The sequence below is a fragment of the Lysinibacillus sp. NPDC097214 genome, from assembly GCF_050277945.1.
GTDB classification, from domain to species: Bacteria; Bacillota; Bacilli; order Bacillales_A; family Planococcaceae; genus Lysinibacillus; species Lysinibacillus xylanilyticus_B.
The window spans coordinates 57,210-79,523 of record NZ_JBNNSS010000009.1 but is presented as its reverse complement, the minus strand read 5'-3'; the positions used below and the strand labels follow the sequence as shown (position 1 = coordinate 79,523).

Annotated in this window: 25 protein-coding genes; 11 read left to right on the top strand and 14 right to left on the bottom strand. The window is 35.7% G+C overall.

Annotated features, from left to right (window positions below; all coding sequences use genetic code 11):
* Positions 1–12: 12 nt before the first annotated feature.
* Together ACQKMI_RS18950 and ACQKMI_RS18945 are read right to left on the bottom strand one after the other, a co-directional pair.
* Positions 13–1,029 (bottom strand): NAD(P)/FAD-dependent oxidoreductase, encoded by a 1,017-nt coding sequence (locus ACQKMI_RS18950; RefSeq protein ID WP_427491410.1) that lies wholly within the window; start codon positions 1,027–1,029, stop codon positions 13–15.
* Positions 1,026–2,357, bottom strand: a complete 1,332-nt coding sequence (locus ACQKMI_RS18945) for a phenylacetate--CoA ligase family protein (RefSeq protein WP_427491408.1) — start codon at positions 2,355–2,357, stop codon at positions 1,026–1,028. Before ACQKMI_RS18945 ends, ACQKMI_RS18950 begins: the two co-directional genes overlap by 4 nt.
* A gap of 439 nt (positions 2,358–2,796) precedes the next feature.
* Between ACQKMI_RS18945 and ACQKMI_RS18940 the strand changes: the two genes are divergently transcribed.
* On the top strand, positions 2,797–3,231 hold the full coding sequence (locus ACQKMI_RS18940) for a PaaI family thioesterase (protein ID WP_427491406.1): 435 nt from the start codon (positions 2,797–2,799) through the stop codon (positions 3,229–3,231).
* Positions 3,232–3,357: 126 nt separating this feature from the next.
* Here ACQKMI_RS18940 and ACQKMI_RS18935 read toward each other — a convergent pair whose 3' ends face one another.
* The 5 genes from ACQKMI_RS18935 to ACQKMI_RS18915 all read right to left on the bottom strand — a co-directional run bounded on the left by ACQKMI_RS18935 (position 3,358) and on the right by ACQKMI_RS18915 (position 8,139).
* Entirely contained in the window at positions 3,358–4,104 is a 747-nt protein-coding gene (locus ACQKMI_RS18935) for an ABC transporter ATP-binding protein (RefSeq protein WP_427491404.1), read from the bottom strand.
* Complete coding sequence (locus ACQKMI_RS18930) at positions 4,097–4,894, bottom strand: ABC transporter ATP-binding protein (RefSeq protein ID WP_427491402.1); 798 nt, start codon at positions 4,892–4,894, stop codon at positions 4,097–4,099. The genes ACQKMI_RS18935 and ACQKMI_RS18930 overlap by 8 nt, the downstream gene beginning before the upstream one ends.
* The gene (locus tag ACQKMI_RS18925) at positions 4,887–5,939 is read right to left on the bottom strand and encodes a branched-chain amino acid ABC transporter permease (RefSeq protein WP_427491400.1); all 1,053 of its coding nucleotides are present in this window, start codon (positions 5,937–5,939) and stop codon (positions 4,887–4,889) included. The genes ACQKMI_RS18930 and ACQKMI_RS18925 overlap by 8 nt, the downstream gene beginning before the upstream one ends.
* 13 nt (positions 5,940–5,952) lie before the next feature.
* Entirely contained in the window at positions 5,953–6,834 is an 882-nt protein-coding gene (locus ACQKMI_RS18920; protein WP_427491398.1) for a branched-chain amino acid ABC transporter permease, read from the bottom strand.
* A gap of 96 nt (positions 6,835–6,930) precedes the next feature.
* Positions 6,931–8,139 carry an ABC transporter substrate-binding protein gene (locus tag ACQKMI_RS18915; protein ID WP_427491396.1) on the bottom strand — a complete coding sequence of 403 codons (1,209 nt, stop codon included), beginning with the start codon at positions 8,137–8,139 and terminating at the stop codon, positions 6,931–6,933.
* A gap of 515 nt (positions 8,140–8,654) precedes the next feature.
* Between ACQKMI_RS18915 and ACQKMI_RS18910 the strand changes: the two genes are divergently transcribed.
* The gene (locus ACQKMI_RS18910; protein WP_427491394.1) at positions 8,655–9,566 is read left to right on the top strand and encodes a LysR family transcriptional regulator; all 912 of its coding nucleotides are present in this window, start codon (positions 8,655–8,657) and stop codon (positions 9,564–9,566) included.
* A 79-nt stretch (positions 9,567–9,645) separates the two neighbouring features.
* Here the strand turns inward: ACQKMI_RS18910 and ACQKMI_RS18905 are convergent, their stop codons facing one another.
* Positions 9,646–9,993 carry a hypothetical protein gene (locus ACQKMI_RS18905; RefSeq protein ID WP_427491392.1) on the bottom strand — a complete coding sequence of 116 codons (348 nt, stop codon included), beginning with the start codon at positions 9,991–9,993 and terminating at the stop codon, positions 9,646–9,648.
* Between the two features lie 279 nt (positions 9,994–10,272).
* On the opposite strand from ACQKMI_RS18905, the gene ACQKMI_RS18900 reads away from it, so the two are divergent.
* Both ACQKMI_RS18900 and ACQKMI_RS18895 read left to right on the top strand, forming a co-directional pair.
* Positions 10,273–10,770, top strand: coding sequence for an NUDIX hydrolase (locus tag ACQKMI_RS18900; protein WP_427491390.1), 498 nt, complete (start codon positions 10,273–10,275; stop codon positions 10,768–10,770).
* Positions 10,771–11,753: 983 nt separating this feature from the next.
* Positions 11,754–11,930 carry a YjcZ family sporulation protein gene (locus ACQKMI_RS18895; protein WP_427491388.1) on the top strand — a complete coding sequence of 59 codons (177 nt, stop codon included), beginning with the start codon at positions 11,754–11,756 and terminating at the stop codon, positions 11,928–11,930.
* A gap of 262 nt (positions 11,931–12,192) precedes the next feature.
* On the opposite strand, the gene ACQKMI_RS18890 is transcribed toward ACQKMI_RS18895, so the two are convergent.
* Both ACQKMI_RS18890 and ACQKMI_RS18885 read right to left on the bottom strand, forming a co-directional pair.
* A complete protein-coding gene (locus tag ACQKMI_RS18890) occupies positions 12,193–12,483 on the bottom strand; it encodes a DUF5316 domain-containing protein (protein ID WP_427491386.1) in 291 nt (96 codons plus the stop codon).
* Positions 12,484–12,721: 238 nt separating this feature from the next.
* Positions 12,722–13,702 (bottom strand): ABC transporter substrate-binding protein, encoded by a 981-nt coding sequence (locus tag ACQKMI_RS18885; protein WP_427491384.1) that lies wholly within the window; start codon positions 13,700–13,702, stop codon positions 12,722–12,724.
* A gap of 172 nt (positions 13,703–13,874) precedes the next feature.
* Between ACQKMI_RS18885 and ACQKMI_RS18880 the strand changes: the two genes are divergently transcribed.
* Genes ACQKMI_RS18880 through ACQKMI_RS18870 form a run of 3 tightly spaced genes read left to right on the top strand, consistent with a single transcriptional unit; the run spans position 13,875 to position 16,743 of the window.
* Positions 13,875–14,876, top strand: coding sequence for a FecCD family ABC transporter permease (locus ACQKMI_RS18880; RefSeq protein WP_427491382.1), 1,002 nt, complete (start codon positions 13,875–13,877; stop codon positions 14,874–14,876).
* Positions 14,876–15,931, top strand: coding sequence for a FecCD family ABC transporter permease (locus ACQKMI_RS18875; protein WP_427491380.1), 1,056 nt, complete (start codon positions 14,876–14,878; stop codon positions 15,929–15,931). The genes ACQKMI_RS18880 and ACQKMI_RS18875 overlap by 1 nt, the downstream gene beginning before the upstream one ends.
* A gap of 14 nt (positions 15,932–15,945) precedes the next feature.
* Positions 15,946–16,743, top strand: coding sequence for an ABC transporter ATP-binding protein (locus tag ACQKMI_RS18870; protein WP_427491378.1), 798 nt, complete (start codon positions 15,946–15,948; stop codon positions 16,741–16,743).
* A gap of 356 nt (positions 16,744–17,099) precedes the next feature.
* Here ACQKMI_RS18870 and ACQKMI_RS18865 read toward each other — a convergent pair whose 3' ends face one another.
* Entirely contained in the window at positions 17,100–17,798 is a 699-nt protein-coding gene (locus ACQKMI_RS18865) for a Type 1 glutamine amidotransferase-like domain-containing protein (RefSeq protein WP_427491376.1), read from the bottom strand.
* Positions 17,799–17,930: 132 nt separating this feature from the next.
* On the bottom strand, positions 17,931–18,668 hold the full coding sequence (locus ACQKMI_RS18860) for a polysaccharide deacetylase family protein (protein ID WP_427491374.1): 738 nt from the start codon (positions 18,666–18,668) through the stop codon (positions 17,931–17,933).
* A 432-nt stretch (positions 18,669–19,100) separates the two neighbouring features.
* Between ACQKMI_RS18860 and ACQKMI_RS18855 the strand changes: the two genes are divergently transcribed.
* The 4 genes from ACQKMI_RS18855 (at position 19,101) to ACQKMI_RS18840 (ending at position 21,050) form a co-directional block, all read left to right on the top strand.
* The gene (locus ACQKMI_RS18855; RefSeq protein ID WP_427491373.1) at positions 19,101–19,511 is read left to right on the top strand and encodes a hypothetical protein; all 411 of its coding nucleotides are present in this window, start codon (positions 19,101–19,103) and stop codon (positions 19,509–19,511) included.
* 17 nt (positions 19,512–19,528) lie between these two features.
* Positions 19,529–19,861 carry a chaperone CsaA gene (gene csaA / locus ACQKMI_RS18850; protein ID WP_427491371.1) on the top strand — a complete coding sequence of 111 codons (333 nt, stop codon included), beginning with the start codon at positions 19,529–19,531 and terminating at the stop codon, positions 19,859–19,861.
* Between the two features lie 339 nt (positions 19,862–20,200).
* Positions 20,201–20,629 (top strand): GNAT family N-acetyltransferase, encoded by a 429-nt coding sequence (locus tag ACQKMI_RS18845; protein ID WP_427491369.1) that lies wholly within the window; start codon positions 20,201–20,203, stop codon positions 20,627–20,629.
* Between the two features lie 199 nt (positions 20,630–20,828).
* Complete coding sequence (locus ACQKMI_RS18840; RefSeq protein ID WP_427491367.1) at positions 20,829–21,050, top strand: hypothetical protein; 222 nt, start codon at positions 20,829–20,831, stop codon at positions 21,048–21,050.
* A gap of 69 nt (positions 21,051–21,119) precedes the next feature.
* Here ACQKMI_RS18840 and ACQKMI_RS18835 read toward each other — a convergent pair whose 3' ends face one another.
* Both ACQKMI_RS18835 and ACQKMI_RS18830 read right to left on the bottom strand, forming a co-directional pair.
* Positions 21,120–21,758 carry an O-methyltransferase gene (locus ACQKMI_RS18835; RefSeq protein WP_427491365.1) on the bottom strand — a complete coding sequence of 213 codons (639 nt, stop codon included), beginning with the start codon at positions 21,756–21,758 and terminating at the stop codon, positions 21,120–21,122.
* Positions 21,745–22,107, bottom strand: coding sequence for a hypothetical protein (locus tag ACQKMI_RS18830; RefSeq protein ID WP_427491363.1), 363 nt, complete (start codon positions 22,105–22,107; stop codon positions 21,745–21,747). The genes ACQKMI_RS18835 and ACQKMI_RS18830 overlap by 14 nt, the downstream gene beginning before the upstream one ends.
* Positions 22,108–22,314 lie beyond the last annotated feature (207 nt).

Sequence of the window (22,314 nt, the reverse complement as noted above, 5' to 3'; positions counted from 1 at the left end):
CAACCTATAACATTAGGTAAGTTGTTTCTTTTTTTCCTCCATTAGACTCGTACTATGCAACGGCTGCACTTTAGATGTTGGATCAATGTAGACTTTTGCGTTACTAATAGCAGTAGGTGCCTCTCCAAACCCACTAACAATTAACTTTACTTTCCCATCATATGTGCAAATATCACCTGCCGCATAAATACCTGGAATGTTCGTTTCCATGCGTGAATTAACGACGATGGAGTTTTTGTTAATTTCTAAGCCCCAATCTTTAATGGCACCTAAAGAGGAAACAAAACCAAAGTTCACGATAATATCATCTACTCCATAGATTGGTTGTTGCGTTTCGTCTTTTGCATGCTTTAATTTAATATGTGTAATGCGATCTTCCCCTATAAGTTCTTCAGGTATATAAGGTGTGATCACCTCAACAGATGATTGCATTAAGTTTTCTACGCTATGTTCATGTGCACGGAATTTATCACGTCTATGGACAATAGAGACTTTTTTAGCAATTGGTTCTAGCATCATCGCCCAATCGACCGCTGAATCACCACCACCGAAAACCATCACATTTCGATCTTTAAAAGCATTGAGATCATTAATGAAGTAATGCAAATTACGTTGTGCATACTTTTCTTCCCCGTCTAATTCAAGCGTACGAACTTTAAATGCACCGTTTCCAGCAGTGATCAGTATAGTGCGAGAATAATGCGTACTTTTAGTGGTAACAATCTTGAAAATACCGTTTTCATCTTTTTCGATTGTTTGTACAGATTCTTTCGTACAGACATCCACTGGGAAAGTATTCATTTGTTCTTTCAAATTATTGATAATATCTTGCGCGCGAATTTTCGGAAATCCCGCAATATCATAAATATATTTTTCTGGATATAGAGCAGCTAACTGGCCGCCCAAGTGAGGAAGACTTTCAAGAATTTTGACGCTCATGCCTCGCATACCACCATAGAAGGCTGCAAACATACCAACAGGACCTCCACCTATAATGGTCACATCTTTTATTTGCTCAGTATCAATCATTGAAGAACCTCCTTCCGCTCCATTCTTCTATCAATGACACGAATTGCCTTTCCTTCAGAGCGTGGAATAGAACCGATATTTTCAATGACAAGCCTAACGGAAATTAAGCAGGCATTTTTTAAATCGTGCTTGATTTCCTTCGTTAGTAATTGTATTAACGGATGGTTTAGGTCACCTGCTACCTTTTCATATAACTTCGGTGTTAACTCAACATGTAGTTCGATAGCATCCATATTTCCTTTTTTCAATAAATGGATTTGATAGTGAGGTGCCAGCCCTTCAATTTGCAATAACTCACGCTCGATTTCAGATGGAAAAACATTTACTCCACGAATAATTAGCATGTCATCTGTACGTCCCTTAACACGTGCCATACGCATTGTTGTACGTCCACATTTACATTTTTCACGTGTAATCGATGTAATATCACCTGTACGATAACGAATAATTGGTAACGCTTCCTTCGTTAAACTTGTGATAACCAATTCTCCGTATTCTCCATCAGCTACAGGCTCTAATGTATCCGGATCAATAACTTCAACTAAGAAATGATCTTCAGCTATATGTAAACCATCTTGCGCTTCATAGCATTCGATCGATACACCAGGACCTAGCACTTCACTTAAACCATAAATATCCATTGCTCGAATTTTAAATTTATTTTCTATAGCATGGCGCATTTCCTCTGACCACGGCTCCGCTCCAAAAATTCCATATTCAATCCCATTCGCCGCTGGATCATTTCCCATTTCCTCCATCTTTTCAGCGATGGTTAAAATATAAGAAGGTGTACCTGCGATCCCTCGTGGTTTAAAATCTTCAATTAATGTAATTTGACGTTCTGTATTTCCACCTGAGATCGGTACAACTGCCGCGCCTAAAGTTTCAGCTCCGTAGTGTAAACCCAACCCCCCAGTAAATAGACCATATCCATATGCATTATGAAAGATATCTGATTTACGTCCCCCTGCGGTAACAATAGCGCGAGCTAAAAGTCCCGACCACATCTCGATATCATTTTTTGTATAACCAACAATTGTTGGCTTTCCACTAGTTCCCGAAGAAGCGTGAATGCGGACTACATCATCCATAGGTACTGCAAAAAGTTTAAATGGATATTGCTCACGTAAATTTACTTTTTTAGTAAATGGCAATTTGCGAATATCTTCTAAACTTTGAATATCAGCTGGTTTAACCCCAAGCTCATCAAACTGTGCCTTGTAGAAAGGTGTATTGTTATAAACTTTTTCAACAGTTGCTTTTAATCTCTCTAGCTGAATCCTGGCCATTTCTTCCCTTGAAGCTGTTTCTATTTCTAGATGATACATTTCCTAGCCCCCCTTTATGCTATTACAATTCATCTAATATAACAAATAAAAAACGAGAGTATTAGTTTCGTAATTAACATTAAGATAAACTTATTTGTCCGAATTGTCAATATATTTTATTTTTTCTGATTAAAGTTGGTTAATTCGTCGCCTATGAACGTTTTATCTTAAATACTTTTATTTAGAAACCCAAAAAACACTTCGTGAATCCTCCCTTCAAATCCGCTATTATTAAGCACTGATTAAACTATCACACTAAAATTAATAGAAAACTCAAAACAAACCTACACCCTACGTTAATACGTTTTACTTTCCCAATAATAGGTGTTAAATTAATTTTATGTTTCACTTTAATTCCATTCGTTATTAATATGTATGTATGATTTTTATATATTACACGAATGGTAGAAATGAAGTTATAAACAAAGGGGGATTTACTTTGACATTAACGGAGACGCAACAACACGAGGAGAATTATGATAAAATTTTTGAAGCTTTATCTAAGGAACCATACGCAAATTATTTAGGGATGGAATTAATAGAATTAAAAGCAGGTTTTGCAAAAGTGACACTTTCTCCAACGCCTCATATGCTCAATACACATGGTACTGTACATGGAGGTATTATTTTTTCGATAGCTGACTACGCCTTTGCAGCAGCTAGTAATTCATACGGCAAGACAGCTGTCGGTGTAACGAATACCATCCATTACATGAGCGCGGGCTTGGCCGAACACCCACTAACAGCCCTCGCAGAAGAAGTAAAAAAAACTCGCCGTTTAGCCTGGTATCGAATTCAAGTTTGGAGCAACGATGAATTATGCGCAACAATGGAAGCGATGGTTTATCGTAAGACAGAAAATTTCATCGAATAAGTAACAGATGTGAGTAGCCTTTTTAGCGTTATAAAGGTTTCTCACATCTTTTTTGACATAGTAAAATCCCTCACTTGTTACGTCACACATTACATACAACAAGGAGGAATCTTAATGAAGCAATTTTTATACTTGCATACTATTCTTCGACGTTGTCTGTTGTTTACCGAAGTATGCCTCTTGGATTTTCGGGTCATTCAACAGCTCTTGTGCTGTACCTGAAATGGCCATTTTCCCATGGGCTAATACACAGGCACGGTCAGCCACCTTCAATGCAGCTTTCACATTCTGCTCTACCAAAATGATCGTGACACCTCGTTCATCACATAATCTACGTAAAATAGACATAATGTCTTTGACTATTAGAGGAGCTAGTCCTAATGATGGTTCATCAAGCATCAAAACTTTCGGGTTGGCCATTAAACCTCGCCCAATGGCCACCATTTGTTGTTCCCCACCTGAAAGTAAACCACCCGGGCGATTAAGCATTTGCTTTAAGCGTGGAAATAATTCTACAATTTCCTCGTAATCTCGATGTACAGTTTTTTTCTCTCTACTATAGCGGTGATAAGCACCGAGCATCAAATTGTCCTTGACAGATAATGCAGAAAAAATCTGTCTTCTTTCAGGCACTAAACATATCCCATTGGCAACTGTCTTTTGTACACCATCTTTCGTAATATCTAACCCTTTGTATTCAATTTTCCCTTCACTCGGTGAATACACACCTGCGAGTGTCCCGAGAAGTGTACTTTTCCCTGCACCATTTGATCCAACTATCGATAATAACTCTCCTTCTACTAGTTCGAAGTCAATACCTTCAAGAACATGTAAATGCCCGTGATAAGTATGTAAGTTTTCGACTTTAAGCATAGACCACACCTTCTTCCGCTTCATCGTCGCCTAAGTACGCTGCCACAACCTTTGGATTTTTGTAAATCTCTTCTGGAGTACCTTCTCCGATCTTGACCCCGTTATCTACAACAACTAAACGATCTGAAATAGACATAACAGTTTCCATATCATGTTCTACAAATAAAAAAGTCATTCCCTCTGCGCGCATTTTTAATATGACCTTCACTAATTGCCTCGATTCCTCAGCGTTTAGACCTGCCATTGGTTCATCTAATAAAATGAGTTGAGGCTTGGAAATTGCTGCACGTGCAATTTCAAGAAGTCGTTGACTACCATAAGGCAATTTATCGGACATTTCATAAGCATACTCAGCAATACCTACATCTTTTAAACATTGTAATGCTCTTTCCATTGTATAAATTTCTTCTTTCACGACAGTAGGTAAGCGTAACCCAGCCGTTAAAATATTTGTTTTCATTGCAATATGTGCACCAGTCATCACATTCTCGATAACGGTCATATTATCGAAAACTTCTAGGTTCTGAAATGTTCTTGTTACACCTGCTTGAGCAATTTGATAAGGCTTTTTTCTTGTTAACCGCTTCCCTTGAAAATAGACATCCCCCGATGAACTTGGCAATACGCCCGTTATCATATTAAAAAGTGTTGTTTTCCCTGCACCGTTAGGACCAATAACTGCAAATATTTCACCTTTATTAATCGTGAAGGACACATTGTCAACAGCAACAACTCCCCCAAATACTTTCGTTAAGTTTTCTACACTTAAGATAAGCTCCTTGTTAGTCATTTGTTTTACCTCCTGGAGCTTGTGTATCGATTGTGAACTCTAACGATATAGGACGTTCTTTCTTGTTAAGCTTTGCGACAACTTTCATAAATTGAGGAACTAAGCCATTAGGCATATAAATCAACGTTAAAACTAGCAATATACCGAAGAAAACAATTTCGAATTCCCCTCCAATGTTAGGGAAAATTACTGGTACAAAGTGTTTTAATAGTTCACCTAGTAAAACATAAGCAGCTGAACCGACAATGGAACCCCAAATATTATTTAACCCACCAATAATCACCATTATTAATAAATAAATAGAGGTATTTGCTGTAAATAAATTCGGATTAATAAATGATACATAGTGTGCTAATAGCGAACCGGAAATAGATGTGAAAATAGCACTTGTCACAAAAATTTGTAATTTATATTTCATTAAATTTACACCAACGGCATCCGCTGCAATCTCACTCCCCTCAATCGAACGTAATCCACGCCCAATTCTTGAGTGAATAATATTACGTGAGAAAATCAGTGCCATAAAAACAAATATCCAAATAAGATAAAAATAACTTTGATCTGTAACGAATTCAAAGTCGAATAAATGAATAGGTGGTATTCCAAAAAAGCCATTCGATCCACCTGTAATGGACGTTAATTCTTTAAATGCTGTGTAAACAATAATCCCAAACCCTAGTGTTGCTAACGCTAAATAATAGCCCTTCAACTTAAATGTAGGAATGCCGATTACTATTGCAACAAGTGCAGAAATGAGTGCCCCTACCAATATCGCTAACCAAGGAGATAACCCTAATGTAGCTGTCATATAAGCAGACGTGTAGGCACCAATCCCATAAAAGGCCGCGTGTCCTAGTGAAATTTGTCCAGCATAGCCTGTTAGCATCGTTAAACCGATACATACTAATGCATAAAACCCAATCATCGTAAAAATAGCGAGTGTATAATTAGATCCAACTAGTGGGATGCAAAATAGAAGAGCGAAAAAAATACTTGGCCCAACTAAGCTATTATTATAGATTAGCTTTAAGCTTTTTTTGTTCATCGTTGTAACCTCCCTATACACGTTTTCCAGAAGCTTTTGCAAATAGACCTTCTGGTTTTACAAATAAAATTAATAGTAATAAAGAGAAACTCACTACATCTTTTAAACCAGATGACCATAGCCCTTCTGTAAACGCTTCAATAATTCCAATTAGAAAGGCGCCAGCAATTGCAGCTGGGGCATTTGTTAAACCACCAACAACTGCTGCTACAAAAGCTTTTATGCCAAGCATCATTCCCATATCGTAGGATGCACCAGAGATTGGCGCGATAACTGTACCATCTAAAGCCCCAACTCCAGCACTTACAACAACAGCAAACAATGACATTTTATTTGGATTGATTCCCATTAAACGTGCTGCAAATGGATTAACAACACAGGCTGTTAATGATTTTCCTGTAAATGTAAAGTTAAAGAAGTACATCATTACGATTAAAATAACAATCGAAAGGCCGATTGCCCAAAGATTTTGCGGAAGTAGAACAGCTTCTAACAATTTTATCGGTGCGTTATCCGTAAACGGCGGTAATGTTTGGGCCTGTGTTCCCCAAATTAAAATGGCAATACCTCGAAATGCAATTGATACACCAATTGTAATGATTATTAGAGTTGTCATGGATGATTTACGGGCTGTATGAATTGCTGTTCGTTCAAATACAGCGCCAATAGCTGCCACAATGACGATACTTAAAATAATAGCTAACCATAAAGGTAGATTCGCTTTTACGAGTGAAATACTGATTAGAGCACCAAACATAGCAAATTCGCCTTGTGCAAAATTAAGGATGCCTGTCACGTTATAGATAATGACAAATCCAACCGCAATCAATGCATAAATGGCTCCTATTGTTAAACCGGAAAATAATAATTGCAACATTTGAGAAAAGGTTTCCATATTGTTTCACTCCATTCATTTCGGGATTACTAAGCTAATAATTTAATAAACAGTGATGGAGAGACACCACTGTTCATCGAATGTATATTATTTTGATTAGTCTTCTAAAGTCCACTTACCGTCAACAATTCGTACCATCGCAAAACTATCCGGACTCAACCCCATATGATTATCCGCAGTAATGTTAAATGTACCTGTCAAGCCTACATATTCACCTAGTTCTTGCTCAATGTAATCTCGAAGTGCAGCACTATCACTACCTTTTACTTCAATTGCTTTCGTCGCAATCGAGAAAGCATCTGCTGCATATGCACCGAATGTACTTGCAGGTTTATTGTATTTTGCTGTAAAAGCTTCGTTATACGCTTTTAATAATTCTTTTTGTGGATTTGAATCTTCTAATTTGTCCGCAATTAATAATTTACCCGTAGGCAACACTATATCGTTTGCTGCAGCACCGGCTACTTCGATAAATTGGTCCGTTGCGACACCATGACTTGCAAGTACTGGCATATCTAGTCCCAATTCTCGAATATTTTTAATGACAACTGCTGACTCTTGTACGGTTCCCCATACAATTATTGCATCTGGATTTGCTTTTTTCACACGAGTTAATAATGGTTTCGCATCTGTAACTGTCGCTTCAAATTCATCTTCAATTACTGATTCCACACCGTATTTTTCCATGTATTGAACAAATTCTTCATGTCCACCCGTTCCAAAAGAATTCGCAACATTTAACCAAGCAACTTTCGTTAAGTTATGATCTTTTAAATATTGTAATATCCGTTCCACAGCTTGTTGATCATCCTGCGGCATCTTGAATACCCATTTTCGCGCTTCTCCATTTTCATTCATATAAATTTGTTTACTGGCAGCAACAGAAATGTAAGGCACTTGATTTTGCTCTGCCAAAGGTAACATCGCTAATGAGTTACCACTTGTCGTCCCTCCGATAACCATCGATACCTTGTCTTGTGTTAAAGCTTTTTTCATTGAAAGAATGGCTTCATTTTGGTCAGATTTATCATCATAAGTTACTAGGTCAATTTTTCGACCGTTTATGCCTCCATCTGCATTTGTTTGATCGACTAACATTTTAAGCGTTTGCATTTCTGGTTCCCCTAGAGCAGCTGCCCCACCAGATGCAGAGAAGATTCCAGCTATTTTAATGGAATTAGCTGAAGCTTCAGTACTAGTACTAACGGAAGATTCGTCACCTTCCCCCGAATCCGAAGATGAATTACAGGCCACCATCAATAGTGTCCCCACCAACAGGAAAAGAGACAATAAAGTCTTTTTCATAAACACTACACCCCTTAATAATTTTTATACCTATAAAACCGCATCCCCTTTTAAAATGACGGTATGTATAGCCCCCTCGAGAAAAAGTTTAACGAAAATAAATACCATTGATATTTATCTGTAATATTATGTTTTTCAAAAATAACAAAATCTCAAAAGGTAAAAACTGATTTTTAGAGACTAAATGATACACCAAAGAGAAATTAGCGATTTTTATTATTCACAAGAATATCATGTATTTTTATAAATGATAAATACTAAAAATATATATTAAAAATTCATATATATACGTTTTAGGTATACCCGTACTTTAATCGTTATATAAAATCTATAAAAAATATGTAAATTAAAAATCCGTAAAACCCTTACTAATTCTAGGATTCTACAGATTATATATCTAAAAAATCAGAAATATCTAACAATTTTAACGAAATCACTCGAAAAAATGTTACTATACAGAATAAGTATACAAATTGCATAAACTATTTAATTTTAAGTATAGGGGTGAGAGAAGAATGGATTTAAGACAATTAAATTATTTCATTACGATTGTTGAAGAAAAACAAATTACGAAAGCTGCTAAAAGACTGCATATGGCACAACCGCCACTTAGCAATCAATTAAAAGTTATTGAACAAGAATTAAATTGCAAACTATTGGATCGAAACGGTAGAACATTAGAGCTAACTGAACCAGGAAAGATTTTATATGAAAAAGGCAAAGCATTATTAGCTAATTTCGAAGATACGATTTCGGAAATAAAAGAAGTTGGAGAAGGGTTAAAGGGGGTATTATCAATTGGCGCAGATCAAACCTGTTTATCTTACCTACCTGAAAAAATTAAGTTGATGAATGAGAGATACCCTAATTTATGCTTCAAAATTATAGAAGGAGATACATTTTTCCTAACGAAAAGTCTTGTAAGTAAAGAAATCGATTTAGCTATACTACAACAACCCATTGAAGATGATAATTTCTTTTCAATAGGATTAGAATTTGAAGAGTTTGTACTTGCAACACCTGCAAAATGGAATTTACCGAACCCAATTCGAATAGAAGACTTGAAAGATATACCATTTCTTTCGTTTTATCGTCATCGGAGTTGTAGTACGTTTCGCATAATATTTGACGAATTTAAAAAACACGGCTTTGAGCCTACTATTATTTGTGAGTGTATTGATATTGCGATGGTTATTTCCTTAATAAGTGAAGGTTTGGGGGTAACAATTTTACCAAAAACGAGTCTCGATAAATTTTCAATTCAAGGTATTAAAATCATTAAATTTTCTAATTGCAATATCCAATCAAAAGCAACTATTGCTTGGTCAAAAGATCGATATTTAGCAAAGCACGCAATGAATTTTTTAGAATTATTTACAGGAGAAACTCATTTTCTAACTAGTGAAACAATTCTCCAGAGTCAATGATCTGGTGCTTCGGTGATGAACTGACTGTTTATGTAAAATGAGAATCTCCCGGGTTAATTTTTGACCGGGAGATTATTATTTATTTGACATACTTCAAATACTTTTTCACAAAATCTACGATGTAAAGAACTTCTTCTTCTGAAATGGTAAATCGACTGCTCACTTTTCTTAGCTTCGCAGGTGATTTTAATTGTTCACGCACTTGATCAATCCTCATGTATTTACATTTACGAGGGTTTACACAATCTCGAATCTGCTTGTATCGAAGGTAGGCATAGCGAGCAAAAGCATTCAACATCTCTCGATCCTGCTCATCTCGTTGTAATTTTTTCGCGGCTTCATCGATCACTTCTGAATCATAAGTTCTTGTTCCATCTGTTAATTGCATAGTACCACCTCTTTCATTGCGTAAAGTTAAGTCAAACATGGCTGCTCCTTAGCTGGCATTAAGATAGCCGCCATTGTTTCTATTCATAGCTATTAGATGCATAAGAAAAAGCCACACTTAGTTAAATGTGACTCTTTTTGTTTTTTTGTTTAGATAATGATTCCCCAGCATCACTCACCTGCGAGTTAATTCCTTGATTACCCCTAAATTTGATAGATTATTAATGTATGTTAAAAAATAAAGACTATAAACATATCTTTCAGCTAACTAAAATGGAAATATAATGATTTCCTTAATTTATTTAAAGGAGGGCAACATATGAACAACCATACTTACGTAGACTGGGGCGGACATTATCTTAAACTGACGTGGTTACCAAATAAAAGTTTTCAAGATTACAGCAACGTAACAAGTGTACATGGAGTTTGTTTTTATAATGGGAATGTTTTGTTAGTTCATGTAGACGGGAGAGGATTTAATTTTCCTGGAGGTCATATAGAAAATGGTGAAACACCTGAAGAAGCATTTCATAGAGAGGCATTTGAAGAAGGCTATGTTAAGGGTCATATCAACTATATAGGAGCAATTGAAGTCAGCCACGAAGAGAATCCTTTATTCAAAGCTGATGGGAAGTACCCCTTAATTGGTTATCAAATGTTTTATTGTATGGAAGTTCAAGACTGTCCCCCGTTTCTTCGTGAGCATGAAACGATTTCGCGCATTTGGGTTGAGCCGGACGAAGTACTTTATGTTATCAAAGACCATGAGTTTGCAAACGTAGTATTACAAGCAGCTTTAGATAACCAACCTTCTTAATTGTTATAAGGATATATCGCAATGCTTGTTACAAATATCTCCATAAGAAGAGCATGTAGAAAAAGTGACAGATATACAATTTTGAAATTTCACCTATAGATTTAATTTTTCAATTTAATTCACAGGCATTTCACTATACAAACATAGCTACCAAATCATATTAATAGTAGTGTAAAGCTAACTTAGCTTTGCCCTCCTAGTTTGTGGTTTAGGGTCACTTTGGTTCGAGTGACCCTTTTTAACTTCTCTTTCATCGTTATCTAAACTCACCTAATTTTTTATACCTATACTGATAAATATTTCAGATAGGTTCATTCAAATTCTATTTTTCTTTCTTATGATAGTGTCCGTTTTCAACGCGGGTATTGAAACAGAAAAAATTTTAAAAAACAGAGGTAAAATCAAATCTTCGAGATAGCGAAGAACTTTATAGATTTTTTGTGTACTGTAGCACAAATTTCTTAATCGTTTTGTTAGTCATTCCATCGCCTTTCTTTTATCTTTCCGAACGATGAAGAACATGTGTAGGCTCGATAATAATATGATGATGACTATTACTACCAAGAAATATGTATCTTGAATCTTATACAAAAATAAATTCAATGAATTTAATAATCCTGCTAACATCAAGAATAACCAATAGTTATTTTTTCTTTTTGATTGATCACCATTTCCAAGATAACTAGCAGAAAGCCAGATAAAAAAAGGTAAGAAGCATACAATTGAAAAAGTTAGTATTGCCCATGCAATAAACGGCATTATTCTATAAAAATGTTTTTTCTCTAAATGTCATATGTAACATGCTCTACTTTCTAAAAAACCTCAAAAATTCGAGGAACCGTTAGCATAGGTGCCCTTTTTCCGGGGTAATTCCTCATGATGGATTTTTCAATTTTCAAACCAAAATGAGTAAAACCTAGATGAATACCTCCCCTCCTTTCTACACCTGAACATATTATAGACGTAGAAGGGGGGGATATTTTATGGGATACTACGGTGGAAATTTTGGTGGTAATTTTGGTGGTAATTGTGGTTACTACGGAGGCTATTACGGCGGTGGTTGCGGCGGCGGCGGATATGGCGGCGGCTCAGCATTCGCCCTAATTGTAGTCCTCTTTATTCTTTTAATTATTGTCGGTGCAACATTCATGCATTATTAATGCAGTTTTCTACTACTATTCAGATTTTTTATGAAAAAAGTTAATGCTAATTATCATTGTTACATTCAATCATTCCATACTCTCTATTGCTAAATAACATCCATAGTAATAGTAGGATAACTTACCAGCCTGACATACTACAGTAAAACAAAAAGGTCACTTTTGTCCGAGTGACCTTTTATTTTTGTATTTCAACGTTCAGAAGTTTTTTCATTTTATGAAATAAAACCAAGGTTCTCAAAAATTCTAAGCGTTCTTTTAATCATTTGCTTAAATAATAAAATAAAACCGCAACAATAATATTTGGTAAAGCAATGTATAAGGAATTTATCGTGATTTTATGACGTTCGTCCCGATGTTCTGTAGTCTCGGTAGCAAAGTTTGCCCTCATCCGATCCCCACTTGCCATAGACCCTGAAAAAACCATTGAAATTAAAATGAAAATACAGCCGACTGTTCCTAGAACTAAATAAATTTTTTCCATTCCCCACAAAATCATCGATATGAAAACACCGCATAGTGATAAGAGAGCACCGATTAATAAATATTTCATCCATATCCCCCTTTTCCTTATTTTACGTTTGATTACCCCATTTTGTTTCGATATATGGTGAATTTTTCAATTCGACTAGGACCTATCTACGTATGATTCGAGAACATAAAACGACTTGCAAATTTGGGTAGAGCCTGTACCTTCAATATGGTTGCTAACGAAATTGAATAAATGAAAAACGCTATACAATCATCAGCGTCGATGAAAGTATAGCGTTTTTTAATTCATGATATCGTTGTTATTTAACAAAGATATCTTCAATTTGGTCAAGCATAATGTCAGCTGCAAGGATGCCGCCTGCTGTGTTCCAAATTACATCATCAACTTTATGGACATTCCCTTTTTGTACTGCACTTAAGTTTTTCCATAGTGGATCTTCTGTCCATTCTTTTTCAGTAGCTAATGCTGTATCATCACCTGTTGGCATGTAAGTAAAGTAGAAAAGTACATCTCCATCCATTTTAGGAATTACTTCTTTTCCTACCTCAACAGCTAATTTTCCTAATTTCGCATTATCTTTAAATAGTTCCGCTTGCTCTGGTACACGTTTAAATCCTAATGAATCAAAAATAACGCCTGAGAATGAATCTGTATAGTAGATTCGAGATTTATCAGCCATAAAGCGTACGAATGACACCTCTTGATTCGTTTTATCGCCAAGCTTTTCTTTAACAGCTTGAACTTTATCATTATATTCTTTTAAAACTTCTTCGCCTTTAGCTTCTTGATTTACCGCTTTTGAATAAAGTTTAAAGTTTTCTTGCCAATCACCGCGTAGTGTCTCTGCGAAAACTGTCGGAGCAATTTTGCTTAATTTTGTATAGTCTTTCTCTTGTCTTATTTTATTTCCAATGATTAAATCTGGTTTTAAAGAAGCAATTTTTTCAATATTAATTTCACTTTCAACCCCGACAACTTCCACACCTTCCAACTGATCCTTTAAATGATCATACCAAGGATTACCTGAAAATGCTTGTACAGCCCCTACTGGTTTAATACCTAGAGCAAGAAGTGCTTCTGTCCCTTCGTTTGTTAAAACGACAACTCGTTTTGGTGTGTCTTTAACTTCAGTTGTCCCCATTGCATGTTCGACACTGTAAGCATTACTCTCAGTTGAACTTTCTTCTTTCGTGTTTTCCTTGTTATTGCCACAAGCAGCTAAAACAAATACAGCGACAACAGCAAGCAAAACTAGTAGTTTTTGAAATGCTTTTTGCATCTTTTCTTCCCCCAATGTATATGATAGAATGTTTAAGCAGATTCAATGATAATGAGAATCACTTTCATCTACTTGAGAACGCAATTAATCATATTGTAAGAATCTATCATTGTCAATCATTTATTTAACTAAAATGTAAACAAATTCTATTGAAAGAAGAGTACAACTTTATATGATTTTAAAAAATAATTTTTCAAAAACAATTACATTAATTGTAGGAACACTACTCCTACTCCTTTGTATGGGGATAAGTATTGTATACGGCTATGCAAATACGTCCATTCATACGACTATTGAATCTTTTACACAGTTTAATCATTCTAACGAGCATATTATTATTCAAAATGTTCGTATTCCTAGAGCTCTAATCGCTTCATGTGTGGGTGCTTCCTTAGCTATTACAGGCGTGCTCATGCAGACGTTAACGAAAAATCCTTTAGCATCACCAGGAATATTAGGAATTAATGCTGGAGCTGGCTTCGCGGTCGTTTTTGCTATGATTTTCTTCCATGTGTCAAGTTTACAAGCCTTTGCATGGATTGCATTTTTAGGTGCTACAATAGCCGCTCTATCTGTTTATGCTATTAGCTCGGCTGGACGAGACGCGGTAACGCCAGTCAAAATAACTTTAGCAGGTGCGGCTATCAGTGCATTATTTGCTTCTTTTACTCAAGGATTACTGGCAACAAACGAAGCAGCACTCGAACAAGTATTGTTTTGGTTAGCTGGTTCAGTGCAAGGCAGAAAGCTTGAAATTCTATTATCTGTATTACCTTATTTAGTGATTGGATGGGTTGGCGCTCTATTAATCTCATCTAAAATGAATATACTTGCTCTTGGGGACGATGTAGCGAGAGGCCTAGGATTACCCTTAGGATTGATGAAATTGATGGTAGGTATTATTGCCATTTTATTAGCAGGTGGTTCAGTTGCGATAGCTGGTCCTATAGGGTTTGTCGGAATTGTGGTACCCCATTTTGCGCGGAAGTTTGTTGGCACAGATCATCGTTGGCTTATTCCAATGGCTGCACTATTAGGTGGTATTCTTTTACTAATAGCCGATGTGGCAGCCCGCTATATCATTATGCCTCAAGAAGTACCAGTAGGAGTAATGACAGCGATGATTGGTACCCCATTCTTTATTTACCTTGCGCGAAAAGGTGGAAAAAAATAATGAAACAGTTAAAAACAGTACGTTTACTACAAAATAAAATCTCGTTTTTACTTGATGTTAAAGCTTCTAAAAAGCTTTTCTTTATTAGCATCATTACACTAGCCGTTTTTTTCTTTAGTGCCTCATTTGGTGATTCGTTTATAAATCCTTTAACGGTGATCCAAACTTTGTTCGGCAAAGGTTCTGAGTTTGATCAATTAATTATTGTTGATTTCAGAATGCCTAGAATTTTTCTAGCTGCTTTTGCTGGAATGGCTTTAGCCGTGGCGGGTGCTATATTACAAGGAATTATTAAAAACCCATTAGCCTCCCCTGATATTATCGGTATTTCTGCAGGTGGCGGAGCTGCGGTCGTTGGTTTTTTAGCTATGTTTAGCGATTCCAATCATTCCTTAACAGTTAGTATTGAATGGTTACCCGTCGCAGGTTTTATCGGAGCAACCATTGTCGGACTTATTGTTTACGTATTTGCTTGGAAAGAAGGAGTGACACCAACCCGTCTTGTGTTAATCGGCATCGGAGTCTCTGCATTTATGCAAGCCATTACGACGATGTTGATGATTATTGGCCCCATCTATCAAGCTAGTGAAGCCAATAAGTGGATTACAGGAAGCGTCAAAAGTGCAGATTGGAATCAAGTTCAAATTGTAGTTCCATTGATACTAGTCCTCCTACTTATAACATTTTTTATTACTAGACAGTTAAATGTCCAAGAATTGGGTGATGATACGGCTGCTAGTTTAGGACAGTCTGTACAAAAAACACGTCTCTTCCTATTACTTTTGAGCTCAAGTCTAGTTGCTAGTGCTATCGCGTTTGCAGGAGCGATAGGTTTTGTTGGCTTAATGGCACCTCATATTGCAAGACGAATTGTAGGTCCTTCATTCGGTGTGTTAATACCTACATCTGCCGCAATTGGCTCATTACTTGTAATGGTTGCAGATATTATCGGACGAACAGCATTTAGTCCTTTAGAAGTACCAGCGGGTGTGTTTACGGCTGCCATTGGTGCTCCTTATTTCATCTATTTATTATTTAGAAACCCTAAAAAATAAAGGAGTCAAATTTCATGACTACAACTTTAGAAACTAAATCACTTACATTAAATTATGGTGATTCCAATATCATTGAAAATCTGAATTTATCTATTCCGATGAATGAAATTACTGTGCTAATTGGCGCCAATGGTTGTGGAAAATCTACACTTTTACGCTCCATTGCTCGATTATTAAAGCCTAAAAACGGATCTGTATTATTAGATGGACAAGACATTTTTAAATTATCGACTAAACAAGTAGCTAAAAAACTTTCTATTCTTCCGCAATCTCCAGTAGCACCAGAGGGATTATCAGTACTTCAGCTTGTTAAGCAAGGTCGTTACCCACATCAAAGCTGGCGCAAGCAATGGACAGAAAAAGATGAAGAAATAGTGTTAAACGCATTAAAAGCGACAGGTGTTGATCATTTACAGGATAAACCGGTGGACGAGCTTTCAGGCGGTCAACGTCAACGTGCCTGGATTGCCATGACACTTGCACAGGATACAGATATTATCCTTTTAGACGAACCAACTACTTACTTAGATTTAACACATCAAATAGAAATTTTAGATTTATTATTTGAATTAAATCAACAGCAAAAGCGGACAATTATTATGGTTTTACACGATATTAACTTAGCATGTCGATATGCTGACCACATCATAACTGTTCGAGACCAAGGCGTCTTTCAACAAGGAAGGCCTGAAGAAATCATGACGACGACATTGGTAAAGCATGTCTTTGATCTAGATTGTAAAATGACGAATGATCCTATTTTTGGCACACCATTATGTATTCCTTTTGGTAAAGGGCGTAAAATCTCTTAATCATAAAAATTAGACTTTCCTATTGCTTCATTAACGTTTAAAAACACGTAACCCCAACCTTTGTATCATAAGTACACGACGCTGAGTGGTTACGTGTATTTTTATTCTATACATTAACGGCTATACAACAAACTGTAGATGCTTAAAATCAGTCATTGATAATCCAAGATAATCGAATTTTAAATCGACACAACTAATGCATAAGTAAAACTGAAATTCATGTAGTATTGCATTAAGCTTGATGAACCATCTTAGATTTGCGATTTATTTCTTCTGAATGAATATGACTATTCAAGACACCAAAAGTCATGAGTAGGTATATTCTTTAAAGCTATTACGGTCTTTATAGTAATCATTTATACACTTCCTAAATATTCCACAGCAAACTCTTCCTCCTTGATATCCTTATCCAAAAAGACCTTATAGGCTTTCCCATTTGGTTTTGAACTAACGATTTTATGAATTTCTTGATCGGTAAAATGAACGGCTACTCCATCATCAACGGCAATCCCAGATGAGAGTTTATTCGCTTTCACCAAATTATGATAAGCTGGTGTTCGATTGATTTCTCCATCATAATGAGGACAATTACTACCTGGAAGAAACCCTAAACATTTTATCGGCTCTAAATCTCCCCCGAATGAATCTGTTAGTCCTTCCTCAAACCAACAAATTGAACCAGCACTTATACCTGTTAAAAGTATTCCCTCATGCCAAGCAGTCTTAAAAATGCTATCTAACGACCATTCCTTCCATAAAGCTAAAAGGTTTTTAGTATTTCCTCCCCCAACATAAATGATATCCTTTTCCATAATAAAACTTTCTAAATCTCGCGTAGGGGGAGAAAAAAGTGATAAGTGAGACGGAATACATAGTTGTGAGTCAAAAAAAGAATAAAATTTTGAAATATAATTTTCTGAATCCCCACTTGCAGTAGGCACAAAGCAAATTTTAGGATTAGCTTTGTTAGATTGCTGTAAAATATATGTATCTAATAATGGATTATGAGGCTCCATAGAAAAGCCTCCCCCACCTAATGCAATAATTTGTTTCATCTTTTCCCACTTCCGTTCCGCTTTAATTTTTCGAAAATACTGAACTTAATTATATAACGCCACAAATATTTATGCCATTTTCTAACAACATTCAAAAACAAAGCCCGGTTTACGAACCGAGCCCTGCCTATATTATTTTCCATTCTTATTATTTAATTTTTGAATCTCCAGCAGCTCTGAAATCGTTACAAATTTATATCCCTGGTTTTCAAGCTCTGGTAAGATTTTTTCCAATGCCCTTACTGTTTGATCACGATTTCCACCGCCGTCATGGAATAACACGACACTTCCAGGCTTTGCACCTTTTAAAACCGTATTGGTAATTTTCTTGTCTCCAGGACTTTTCCAATCAAATGTATCTAAATGCCATGACCACATGACAACTTTATATCCTGCTTTTGCTATTGCATCAATCATGGAATCAGTGTATTGCCCTTCAACCGGTCGAAATAAGACTGGTGCATATCCAGTAATACCATAAATTGTTGCATGTGTTTGTTTTATTTCTTTCATTAAATTGGAAACATTAGTCCTAAAAGGATGTGTATATGTGTGAATGGCTAGTTCGTGACCTTCTTCGTGTATACGGTAAGCAAGCTCTGGGTTTTTTTCTGCATTTTCACCCACAATAAAAAATGTGGCCTTAGCATTGTACTTGTCTAATATATCTAAAATGGCAGGTGTGTACTTTTTATGAGGACCATCATCAAAGGTTAAGGCGATAACTTTCTCATCCGTATTAATATCCCACAAAATTTGCCCTGCTTCCTCGTAAAACTTCCTTCCTTTATCTGCAAAGGATTTTTCATTTACAAAGAATAAAAATATCCCGAAAATGCATAATGCGATCAGCAGATAATATTTCCTCAAGTTTTCACCTCCTGCAAATAATTATTTCTAATATTATTATTTGAGGTTTAAACTAAAAAATGCTTTAATTTTTGTACTTTTAACTGTATACAAAACGAATAACAATCCAAAATGAATGTAAATAACGCTGCACACCCCAATGCCAAAATGTTATATTATTGGGAAGGAGTGTGATTATTTTGATAATAAAGGTAAGAGAAGAAGACTTTGATTTTAATTATTCCACTCTAAATCAAAGGTGCTTTGAACCACTAAAACAATTATGCCTCGGCATAATTGCGTCCGGAATCGGCTTTGTGCTTGCACAAAGAACTCCTTTCCGATTCCGTGACATCCGCCGGAGGCTTTAACTGATTTCAGTGGGTGTTTGGACACCCGCAGAAGTCAGTTAAAATTTATAAGGTAAGAATGTCCAGAGAGACGAATATCGGTGTGAAAGAACGTTTTTATGAGGAACTTACGGAAGGCCAACGAGCATTATTTATGTTTAATGTTTATTATATCCATATTAGTAAATCTTTTATCGAATTTTATTGGTGGAGTGCTTATTTCATGGCTCAACCTAAAAGTTGGGCAGCTATCAAAGCATGTTTTAAGTATTTTCATGAAGAACCTTTTCTTTTACTCCTTGAGAAAATAGAACAAGAACTAAAACAACATAATCACCCTACTACATTAGAGAATTTTTCAATCACTCGTGATGATTTAAATCATAACAAAGAGCTCCATGCATCATTTGAATCGCTATATGTAATGTTCGAAAATATTTATCCAACTACTATAGAAAAAATTAATAATTTCATCGAAAAGAATTTACAAGAGTTTATACAAATTAAAAATTAAATGAAGGAGTATTTTTTATGGCCACTATTGAAGACTTTGTGAATCTTGATATTAGAATTGGGACTGTAATCCAAGCCGAGGAACTTCCGAAAGCAAGGGTTCCTGCCATTAAAATGAAAATTGATTTTGGGGAAGAAATCGGACTCAAGCAATCCTCTGCTCAAATTACTAAACGCTATACGCCTGAAGCGATTATTAATAAGCAAGTAGTAGCGATCGTTAATTTCCCTCCTCGTCGTGTGGCAGGCTTTAAATCTGAAGTTTTAGTGATTGGTGGAGTTCCTGTAGAAGGAGATGTGATTTTATTAACGCTTGACCAACCTGTCCCAAACGGAACTAAAATTAGTTAAGTCTAGGATTTTGTGATGATATAAAAAATGAATCTATCTTGCAGGCACAAAACTAACTTTATTTTCTTCTACATCATATTTATAGTAATGTAAAGCTAACTTAGCCTTACACCTCCTGACTTGATACTAAGGGTCTCTACTATTGTGGCCCTTCTATTATTTTTTGTTTCTCTTTTACTATATGTTATGATTTTCGTTACATAAAATTATAAGAACAAATCCCCTCAATTGGGAGGAAAATAAAAATGAAATTTTATATAGATTGGTGCTACATCGTTAAAATCTTCAATTACAAAATAGAAAGGTGCGTGATAATGAAGAGAAAAAGGAGAGAACAGTATGAAAAACAGACAAGCAACAACTAATGACTATGAAACTATCATAAATCTTTGGGATAGATCCGTTACCAAAACGCATGAATTTTTAAGTTTAAAAGATAAGGAAGACATAAAAAAGGAAATCCCTATGTATTTCCCACATCTTGATGTGAGAATTTGGTTTGCGGAAAATGAATTGATAGGTTTTTCTGGTACCAATAATCAGCATTTAGAAATGCTATTTTTAGAACCTGCTGAAATTGGAAAAGGTTATGGAAAACAAATAATACAACAACTTATTAGAGATTTTAATATTAGGTCCGTTGATGTTAATAAAGACAATGAAAACGCAAAAATGTTTTATTTTAAAAATGGTTTCACGATAGTCAGTGAAGATTCAACTGATAGTTCAGGTCGCCCTTATCCAATAGTACATCTAAGATTGAAGTAAATAAGATAAGTTAAATCTAAATTAGACTGAAACAAGCTTATGACAACAAGTTTGACTTCAGTCTTTTTTTATTGAACCCCCAACTTATCGTGGCTCCCCTTTTTCTACACTACTGATAATATCAAAATTAAATCATGTATTTTTAATAATCCGCTCCAATAAAATGGTCTATATACAAAACACGAAAAGAGGAATGTATATGAACACTGAAAAGAGCTACAAATCCCTACTCATACTAATTGGTTGGATAAACGTTTCGTTTGCCCTTGTCTTTTTTCAATTGTTTTGTGGTATTATGACCATTTGTATGGGCGTCGTTTTAAAAAGTGATTATCATGCGAAAAAGCATGGACTTATCTTAATTATTGTTGGAATCATGGCTGGGATTGCCGGATGGATACTCAATTATTTATACTTGTAGACTAGAAAAATTGTAAAGCAAAAAAGCACTAACATGCAGTCCGTCAGTGCCTTCGAAACAAAATGGTGCTTACTTCTTCACTTTTGAAAGTGTCATACCATCACCGATTGGAATAATAATCGACTCTAATTGAGGGTAGTTCGCTACCGCTACATTGAATTTCTTCATTAATTCCGTATAACGTTTTGGTTGGGCATTTGGGTCTGCCACACTCCCATTTGCAAGGACATTATCCGTAACGATAATCGCATCGGGATTTGCTAACTTCACACAATAATTTAAATAGTTTTCATAATTATCCTTATCCGCATCAATAAAGAAAAAATCGAATCGCTCATTGCCCTGCTCCAGCTTTTCGAGGCTTTGCAATGCAGGTCCCGTCATATAGGTCACTTGTTCACCAAAACCTGCCTTTGATAAATTACTGTAAGCTAACTGTGCGTATTTTTCCTCTAATTCAAGAGAAGTTAATTTTCCATCACTGCCAAATCCTCTAGCTAAACAAATTCCACTATAGCCACCGAGAGCCCCTACTTCAAGAATGTTTTTAGCGCCTGTCATCGATACAAGCATTGTTAAAAGTTTTCCAGAGGAAGCAGAAACAGAAATGGCGGGCATTCCGTTTTCTTCAATGGATGTAATAACCCCCTCTAAAATAGAGTCTTGTGTATGAAACACTGAATCAATGTAAGTATTAATTATTTTCATTTAGGTTATTCCCTTCTTCATCATTGTTTAAAGATTTTTCATTTTCTTGACTGTCGGGTGTATCCAGTGTTTCACTTTCATGTATTTCAAATAATTGACTGAATTCATTGATGACCATATCAATAGCTTTTAATTCGCCCACTAATATTGGCTGAATCGATTGAAACTCTGGTTGCTCTAATTGTTGCTTAATCGTTGCACGCTTTAGATTCATCATCTCTAAAAAAGCAATAGCTCTTCCACGACGGAAAGTTTTAGGGCCTCGTTGATGAGAGCCGTCTCTTCCTCTATGACGTCCCCCTCGATGATGTCCCTCTTCTCTAAACTCCTTCATTTTTTCACTTCTCATTTTCATTCTCCTCTCATTGTATACATTTGTATACAATCTCAAATACATTTCCAGTGTATACAAACGTATACACTTTGTCAATAAACCTTCTCTATTCATTTCCTGTTTCCAGATTTCATACTTTAACAACAGAAACATTAAACGTTTTAAGGAATTTCGTAATATGTACTTCCCTATGTTCTTCCATTAAACTGTAAATAACAGCCA